Raw genomic sequence first — 8,516 nt, 5'->3', positions numbered from 1 at the left:
AATTGTTTTATGATGTTTGCCCTAACCATAACAATTTTATTTTGAGCTGACTATAGACAATAGCAAAGCCTTGAGCGATGTAGTGGTTAAGTTTTTTTAGGTAGTGAGCCCGCTTTAGTGGACAAGATTTGGGATGCTCAAGTGTCTTTTTTTTTGCTAATACCAATACGTTTTAAGGCTTTACTAATGCCTGTTGGACTGCAATTAAAACGCTGGGCTCGCTCATAATGATAATCGTCAGGGTGGTCTTTGACGTCTTGAGCTAAGGCTTCATCCTCTATTTTGTAGGGAGTGATGTCTCGAGTGGTTTTACTGTGAAGACGCTTTTTCCACTTCTGTATGGTCGTTGGACTGATATCATAGAAAACAGCAGCTTCGGCAAAGGTCATGCCCTCATCTAAGCTTTTAAGAACTTGTTTGCGGTAATCTAGGGAGTAAGTCATAGTTGTTTATAGTGGTAATCGTTTAGTTGATTTATTTTATAACATTTTTGTGGTCATCTGACTATACTCTTCACTAAATACTAAAACAAACACTTTTGCCAACATACGCAATCTACTCTCGCAAAAAAGCCGCCTATACACACTTATAGACGGCTTTTTTGTGTGCTACTTACAGCCGCTGATAGATCAATAACGACCCATTTCAACTGTCGTCTCAGCTGTCATCATATCGCCCTGCCATGACTGTACATCTATCGTGTACAGATGATCTTTTCCGCCTGAACATGGTGGCTTATATGCACCGCGGACATCGCCATTACGGCTACGATATTCAGCCACCATCTCTACACCAACTGGCACTTCATAAGTATGCCCAAACACGCGTGGCACCTCGGCTGTGGTTTGACCATCTGACAATGCATAGCTGACGATGCCATGGCCACCTTTTTGCATGCGTTTATTGCTCACATCGTTATAGACAAATACTAGGCTATCCGCACCATCAGGAATATTTGAGACAGTCATGCCTGGTGTAGCAGGACTTTTACCACCGTAGTCTAGACACTGTTGTCCCTCAGGTATGCTGTCAGCATCCCACATCTCATCGTTAAACTCTACATCCATCGCAAAGGCACTGGCAGATAAAGCCAATGCACTTAGAGCAACCACTTTTTTTAAGGTAAAAACTTTCATAATTATTCCTTTAGGCAATTGGTATATTAGCGTAGATAGGAAACATCGTTTTCAATAGAAAATAAAACTCATAAACATTAATTAATAATAACTTTATAATACATGAGCATTGTTAAGTTGATTGTATCTTTTAGAGAGTTTTGTTAATCGGTTGAATTAAAAAGAGATAATATTTAGAAAAGAGAACCATCTCAGCCTAGTAAGCTAAAATAGCTATTGATAAGTTACGCTATCGCCATGTATTTCATAAACGCTGTTATAGTAGTATTCGAATTTATAAATAAATAATAATAGGACAGTCATGTTTGTTGAAGACAAAACCGCCACGAAGGCGATGGCTCAAAACATACCCATACCTACGCCTAAAATCATATTTTTTGATATTGATGATACCCTCAGCCGTAACGGTATTATCGCTAAACACAATCAGGCAACGCTTGAGCAGCTTGCTGAGAGTAATATCAAGCTGGTGATATCAACGGGACGCTCTAAAGCCATCTTACCAAACGATATCCTTGCGTTGTTGGAAGCCAATGTATTGGACGCTATTATTTGTATGAATGGCCAATATAGCTTCGATAATAACGGCAGAATCAGCCACTATCCATTGTCTGTAGAACAAACCGCAAAAATTAAAAGCCTATGTATGCAGAGCGAATTTATTCACAAGTTTGACTCAGCCACTCATATTGCTTGGTCAGGTGAAAACGAACGTCTGCGTGAGTTTAATGCAATCACGCCCAACTCTATCGTTGATCCCGAGTACCACAAGTCCAACACCGTTTATCAATGCTCTGTTTTCTTCAATGATCAAGAAGACAAAATGCAAGATATTGACTTTGCAAAATACGATTTAAAACTGGTGCATTGGCATCAGATTGGCGCAGATATCTTGCCGATAGAAGCATCCAAAGCGCGCGGTATCATAGACGTATGTAAATACTACGATGTAGATGCAAGCGAGTGTATGGCATTCGGTGACGGAATGAATGATTTAGAAATGTTCGACTTAGTTGGGTTTGCTGTGGCGATGGGCGATTCGCAGCCTGCACTGATAGCACGAGCTGATTTTGTCACTGGTACGATTGAGGAGTATGGCTTACAGACAGTACTCAATCAGTTAAAAACCACATCATAAGAATAGCAATACAAGCGAAGCCATTTGCACTCATTTGAAAAAAGCCCTCACTAGATCACTAGTAAGGGCTTTTTTTGATTGGCATATTTTTTACAACTACTTAACCATTTATTGCGCTGGATAAAAAGTCTCTGACCCTGGGCCCACTGGCAAACCAAGTACAAATACCCACACAGAGAACAAGATTGTCCAACCAATCAAAAATGCCATCGAGTATGGTAGCATCATCGCCATCAATGTACCGACACCTGTGTCTTTTTTATAGCGCATTGCCACTGCCAGAATAAGACCAAAATAGCCCAACATCGGGGTGATGATATTGGTCGTCGAATCGCCAATGCGATAAGCAGCTTGTATCATCTCAGGCGCATAACCCGTTAGCATCAGCATCGGTACGAATATCGGCGCAGTCACTGCCCACTGTGCAGACGCTGAGCCTAGCATTAGGTTGACCAAACCACAAATGAGGATAAAACCAATCAATAGTAAAGGACCTGTGAGACCAATATCGCTCAAAAAAGTCGCGCCAGATACGGCCATTACTGAGCCCAAGTTTGACCACTTAAAGAACGCGGTAAACTGTGCAGCAAAAAATACTAATACGATATAAATACTTAACGAGCTCATGGCGTTGCTCATAGCATCAACGATATCTTGATTGCTCTTGATGCTACCAGTGATCTTACCGTAGATATAACCTGGGAGCGCAAAGAATACAAAAATAAAGACCACAATGCCTTTTAAAAATGGCGACCCTGATACTAGGCCTGTCTCTGCATTACGCAAGATGCCATCAGCAGGCACTACTGTCCACGCCAGCAATAAGCAAAATATCAACATGCTGATACCTGCCCACAGTAAACCTTTTTTCTCAAGCGTTGATACTTTTTCGATTTGCGTCTCTAGCACAGAGGCATCATCAGCATCTTTAGGGTTATACTCCCCCAAGCTTGGCTCAACGATTTTTTCCGTGACAAAATAACCCAGACCACTGATCAAAAAGGTACTGGCGATCATAAAGTACCAGTTGGCCTCTGCTCCAACAGTATAAGCCGGATCAATGATACGAGCCGCTTCTTGGGTAATTCCTGATAACAGAGGATCGACCGTCCCTAGTAGCAAATTAGCGCTATAACCACCAGACACTCCGGCAAATGCCGCCGCTAAACCTGCTAAAGGATGTCTACCTAGCGAGTGAAAAATCACCGCTGCCAGTGGTATCAGTACCACGTAACCGAGCTCAGCTGCAGTGTTTGACATGATGCCTGCGAACACGATGGTAAAGGTGACCATCTTTTTAGGAGCATTCATGACCAGACCTCGCAGCGCAGCTGATATCATGCCAGAGTGTTCAGCGATACCAACACCTAACAACGCTACTAGCACCGTACCTAGCGGCACAAAACCGGTAAAGTTGGTCACAAGATTTTCGACGATACGAGCCAAGCCTTCACCGTTCAATAAGTTGACGACTTCGATCATCCCATCAGCGCTACGTCCGCTTGCGCCCTCTGGCCTTGGGTCGATCACTGACACGCCAAAGTATGACATGACAGCTGAGAGCACCAACAACAGCACAGACATCCAAACGAATAAAATAACCGGATGCGGCAATAAATTACCGAGCCACTCGACGCCTTTTAAAAACCGCTGCATGCGAGAGTTTTTCTCTGTTGCATCAAAATCATTGTGTGGCGGACTGCCATTTGGCGAATTACTTCCTTGCATAACCCATTACTCCAATCAGCACTTAAGCACAGTGAATGCACTTAAGCTATATAAGAAATTGATAAAAGAATGAAATTGAAACATAGTTGATAATTAGAGACAAATGTTTTTGTATGACCAAACAAAAAGTTTGTAACTATATGCAACTTATAAATCACAGGTGCCTAAAATAAGTACCTAAAAATGAACTGCCAAACATAAAAAAAGCAACAAATCGGAATACATCCAATCTGTCGCCAATCAATAATACGTGAGAACTAAATAAGCATGATGTCCTATTCTGCACAATGAAAAGTGAGCCCGCTTGCACAGTATACAAACTCTTAGCGCCTATCTGCTACCTAGACATAAACCCAGCCGCCAAGGTTATAAAACCTTACCGTGATAAGAATTAGTACCACTGCTATCTATCGTTATTTTTATGATGCTCACACCGTCAGCTATTCACTAAAAAGCACTAAATAAGTCTATCAAGGCATCGTCAAACCGCCATCGACCGCGATAGACTGTCCAGTAATAGCAGCACTCAAGTCAGATGCCATTAGTAGTACAGAATTGGCAAAGTCGGCCACTGAGGTCGCTTGACGTAACGGTGTCGTCGTAGCGATATAATCGAACACCTCCTCAGTCGTTAAGCTGCTCGCATCTGTAGTTTTCAATAGGCCACCTGCCAGCAGGTTTACCCGAATACCGTACTGTCCTAGCTCGCTTGCCAAGTTGCGCGTCAGCCCAATCAGCGCAGATTTGGCAGTGGTATAGTCGTAATAAGTGACCACTGGGTTGTAGACAAGATTGGTCGAGATATTGATAATCTTGCCCATTTTCTGTAATTTCATCTGTGGCAACACCGCTTGTACTGTGTTAACCGCACCCTTCACGATGCCATCCATTTGCTGCGAGAAGTGGGACCACTTTACGGTTTCGATACTGGTGTACGCAGCACTTGGATTGAACTGATAATTAGGTAAAGCGTTGTTGACCAATATATCAATGCCACCAAAATATTTGATCACTGCTGCTGCCATTGCTTGCATCTGGATTGTATCAGTCACATCTCCTTGATAAGCAAATGCTTGCCCACCTGTCGCTTTAATATCTTCTACCACTGCCTCGGCAGCCTCCTTACTGTTCAGGTAATTGACGCACACACTAGCCCCTGCAGCTGCCATCTGTCTGGCTATTTGTGCGCCGAGACCACGACTGGCACCTGTGACAATAGCAACTTTATCCTTGAGAAGCATTGGTGGTATTGGGTAGCTTTGAGTCATGATGTTGTATCCTTTATTATTGTGTTATGGTTAAACTCACCTATCCTATTCATCATATAAGCGCCATGATAAGAATCATATGACACAGTTATCATAGCTTCGCATTCATCATAGCATGATTACCTAGTGCCCCTAAGCTGACAAAGACTCATACTATATAGTCAGTCCTAAATAAAACAGATACAAATGTAACCATGCAATACTGGTATACATTTTCCTTGCTTGCTGTGCCTGCGCAGACAGAGGCTACGCAAAATGCACCCAGTATCGCTGTATTTATTTTATAGTGGATCGACGATATCTCATATAAAAGCTGTCTTTTTAACAGAAAATCAGTCTATCATAACCACCATTCTTAACGATTGTCTCAATATCCCCTTTAAATCACTGAAACAAATAGCCATAATGGTGTAACTGTTTATATTCACTAGCATTTAGGGTGTGTCCTCATTTTAAAAATGGTGATAAAAATGAGATAAATTGTAGTCAAACAAGGAAAATAGCGCAGATAATATCGAGATATTAGTCAGCTATTTGACGCCGTTTGGCAAGATTTAGCCATTTTTAACCCATTTAGATGGCTATCGATTGAATTGAGGACACGCCCTAGTAGTTTTCACTTATTTGTATCGTTTTTATTTTGGAGAATTGTTTTGACCCATTTACCATCAGGCCCTGCGACTCGTGCGGGCCATATAGTACCAAAAGCATTATTAGCAGCGGCTATCGGCTTGGTGCTTGCCAGCTGCAGCAATTCTGAGAATACCGCAGCTGACAGCAGTACCACTACAAGTGATGTAACGCTTAATCTATACAACTGGTCAGAATATATGCCTCAAGAAATTCTGGATGGTTTTGAAGAAGAGACTGGCATTACCGTTAATTACACTACGTTTGACTCTAATGAAGCCATGTATGCCAAGCTCAAGCTACTCGATGACTCAAGTCAGTACGACCTTGCTGTGCCATCGACCTATTATGTCGAAAAAATGGCTAATGAAGGCTTATTACAAGAAATTGATAAATCAAAATTGAGCAATTTTAAAAATTTGGATACGTCATTTACTAATACCAAAGTAGATCCTGAAAACAAATACTCTATTCCTTATATGTGGGGCAGCACAGGTCTAGCAATCAATGGAGATAGCGTTGATCCTGCGACAGTTAATAGTTGGAATGATCTATGGGATCCCAAGTATAAAGGGCAAGTCATGCTGACCAATGATGTGCGAGAAGTGTTTGGTATGGCGCTATTCACCCTGGGTTACTCAGGTAATAGCAGCAATCCCGATGAAATTGAAGCCGCTTATAACAAGCTCACGACGTTAATGCCCAATGTTAAGACATTCAACTCAGACGCCACACGCATGCCATATATGGAAGGTGAAACCTCAGTGGGTATGAGCTGGAATGGCGAAGCAGTAATCGCCAATGATGAAGGTCTCACCAGCTTGGTTTATAAGTACCCTAGCGAAGGGGCAATCTTATGGATGGACAACTTTGTCATTCCAAAAAACGCCAAGCAAGTAGATGCAGCGCACAAATTTATTGACTATCTATTGCGCCCTGAAAACTCAAAAATCGTCAGCGAAGAAATCGGTTACGCCTCACCAAATATTGCAGCACGTGAAATGATGCCAGACGACGTGAAAAACAATCCTACTATCTATCCTTCTAAGGAAGTACTAGCGAAAGCAGAGTTTCAAGAAGATGTAGGCGATGACGCACTGCAAATATATCAGCAGTATTGGGATAAGCTAAAAACAGGACGTTAATCGCTGCATTTTTTACGAACATAAGATAAAACTAGAGCGTGTTAAAACCAGAAAATAAAAACGCTGACTATCCAAAGTCAGCGTTTTTTTATAAACCCAAATCCCCTTCACCGCCCTGCTCTTTCATTCTACGATGCTCACGACGTTGATAACCAAGACCAGATGCCGCATACCATTGTGGCTTGGTAGTCTGTAGCAAATCACTCATCTGCTGCAATTGCGTCTGTAACGTTTGAGTTAACCAAAAATATCCCTGCCACTCAAATGCCAAACTCTGCACACTTGGATACTCCGAGACTGCGATGCGAGTAATAGGGCGAAACACCTCATCACTTGGACTACGCAATACCGCTGCCATATGATGCATGGCTTGCGTCAGCTCATTCTGATAATGTACCAATAAAATATAATTATCGTCATCGATATCAGTATTTATCAAACGAGGTGCCGCACTCAGCAATAAATCAATGGTTCCGATAATATTACGGTGGGTACGTTGAATGATTTCTAACGTTGGTTTATCGATACCTGACTCACTAGCCGTCGCTGCGATATGTGGCCGCACAGCAAGTAATCGTTTATTAATTTGCTGTAGTTCTGCGACTAGTGCCTCGTTGACAGGTACTTCTTCAACGGGAAAGACCTTTGAGCTCTGCTGCTGGGTCAAAGCATCTTTGATCTCATCAGGAGTATCAATATGCTTGCCGACACCAGCATATAGACTGCTACAAGCATCGAGGTTACTGCTCAATAGAAATCGCCACATCAACGTCGACTTCAGCGGCAAAATGAGTGTCACAGCTACCGAAACGCCTGTACCCAATAAAATATTTAGGGCGCGGTAGATGCCATCTTGGCTCATATTACTTTGGCCCAAATTTGAGATAATCATCAACATAGTGATACCAGTCAGCAATCCCGTATAACCGAGGTTCCTAACTGCTAAATAACCAATAATACTACTGACCAAACCAATCAGCGCATAATACACCCATACCCATGCATTCACGCTATCACTGAACCACAAAATACCGAAAGCTGCGATGATACCAAATATTGTACCCAATATTCGCTCTTTGGCTTTGGTATAAATAGCACCTTGATACTGCAACAATCCCAAAATGATAAACACAGTGATGGTTGTCCACTCTCCATGAGGAAAGCCAGTAAGGGCATTAATTAGCAAAGCAAGTATAACCGCCACACCTAAGCGTATGGCATGCAAAATATCTGCATATTGATAACGAACGTAAGGCTCAATGAACGGAGCAGTTACACGCTGCCAAAGAATTGATTTCACGCAAGATTACTCTCTTTAATGGATAGGAAAAAATAAATGACGAACATCACTCGTTACTAACAAACATGCTATCAGTCGCACTGCAATTTACAAAGCAATAATCAAAAAAACGCCTTTTGCCCATTTAAAGGACAAAAGACGCTCAAGCTAGAACCTGCGTATAAATCGCTA

7 protein-coding genes are annotated in these 8,516 nt (G+C 42.1%); 2 read left to right on the top strand and 5 right to left on the bottom strand.

Annotation, left to right across the window (positions count from 1 at the left end):
- Positions 1 to 137: 137 nt before the first annotated feature.
- Positions 138 to 443, bottom strand: coding sequence for an IS630 transposase-related protein (locus EI164_RS03885; RefSeq protein ID WP_192518682.1), 306 nt, complete (start codon positions 441 to 443; stop codon positions 138 to 140).
- Positions 444 to 629: 186 nt separating this feature from the next.
- A complete protein-coding gene (locus tag EI164_RS03880) occupies positions 630 to 1,136 on the bottom strand; it encodes a hypothetical protein (RefSeq protein ID WP_192518681.1) in 507 nt (168 codons plus the stop codon).
- A 301-nt stretch (positions 1,137 to 1,437) separates the two neighbouring features.
- On the opposite strand from EI164_RS03880, the gene EI164_RS03875 reads away from it, so the two are divergent.
- Positions 1,438 to 2,274, top strand: a complete 837-nt coding sequence (locus EI164_RS03875) for a Cof-type HAD-IIB family hydrolase (protein WP_192518680.1) — start codon at positions 1,438 to 1,440, stop codon at positions 2,272 to 2,274.
- Positions 2,275 to 2,382: 108 nt separating this feature from the next.
- Here EI164_RS03875 and EI164_RS03870 read toward each other — a convergent pair whose 3' ends face one another.
- Positions 2,383 to 4,002: an AbgT family transporter gene (locus tag EI164_RS03870; RefSeq protein WP_192518679.1), complete on the bottom strand. Its 1,620-nt coding sequence runs from the start codon at positions 4,000 to 4,002 to the stop codon at positions 2,383 to 2,385.
- 470 nt (positions 4,003 to 4,472) lie between these two features.
- Positions 4,473 to 5,270, bottom strand: a complete 798-nt coding sequence (locus EI164_RS03865) for a 3-oxoacyl-ACP reductase (RefSeq protein WP_225739096.1) — start codon at positions 5,268 to 5,270, stop codon at positions 4,473 to 4,475.
- A 653-nt stretch (positions 5,271 to 5,923) separates the two neighbouring features.
- On the opposite strand from EI164_RS03865, the gene EI164_RS03860 reads away from it, so the two are divergent.
- Positions 5,924 to 7,045 carry an ABC transporter substrate-binding protein gene (locus EI164_RS03860; protein ID WP_192518678.1) on the top strand — a complete coding sequence of 374 codons (1,122 nt, stop codon included), beginning with the start codon at positions 5,924 to 5,926 and terminating at the stop codon, positions 7,043 to 7,045.
- An 88-nt stretch (positions 7,046 to 7,133) separates the two neighbouring features.
- On the opposite strand, the gene EI164_RS03855 is transcribed toward EI164_RS03860, so the two are convergent.
- A complete protein-coding gene (locus EI164_RS03855; RefSeq protein ID WP_192518677.1) occupies positions 7,134 to 8,345 on the bottom strand; it encodes an FUSC family protein in 1,212 nt (403 codons plus the stop codon).
- Positions 8,346 to 8,516: the final 171 nt, after the last annotated feature.

It is taken from the genome of Psychrobacter sp. FME13 (genome assembly GCF_014861395.1).
Lineage (GTDB): Bacteria > Pseudomonadota > Gammaproteobacteria > Pseudomonadales > Moraxellaceae > Psychrobacter.
The sequence above is the reverse complement of the archived record's forward strand: the minus strand, read 5'-3'. Positions and strand labels throughout refer to the sequence as shown.

Excerpts from the sequence above, each read along its gene's own strand:
- EI164_RS03885 (WP_192518682.1), bottom strand. The coding sequence starts at position 443 with ATGACTTACTCCCTAGATTACCGCAAACAAGTTCTTAAAAGCTTAGAT.
- EI164_RS03880 (WP_192518681.1), bottom strand. The coding sequence starts at position 1,136 with ATGAAAGTTTTTACCTTAAAAAAAGTGGTTGCTCTAAGTGCATTGGCT.
- EI164_RS03875 (WP_192518680.1), top strand. The coding sequence starts at position 1,438 with ATGTTTGTTGAAGACAAAACCGCCACGAAGGCGATGGCTCAAAACATA.
- EI164_RS03870 (WP_192518679.1), bottom strand. The coding sequence starts at position 4,002 with ATGCAAGGAAGTAATTCGCCAAATGGCAGTCCGCCACACAATGATTTT.
- EI164_RS03865 (WP_225739096.1), bottom strand. The coding sequence starts at position 5,270 with ATGACTCAAAGCTACCCAATACCACCAATGCTTCTCAAGGATAAAGTT.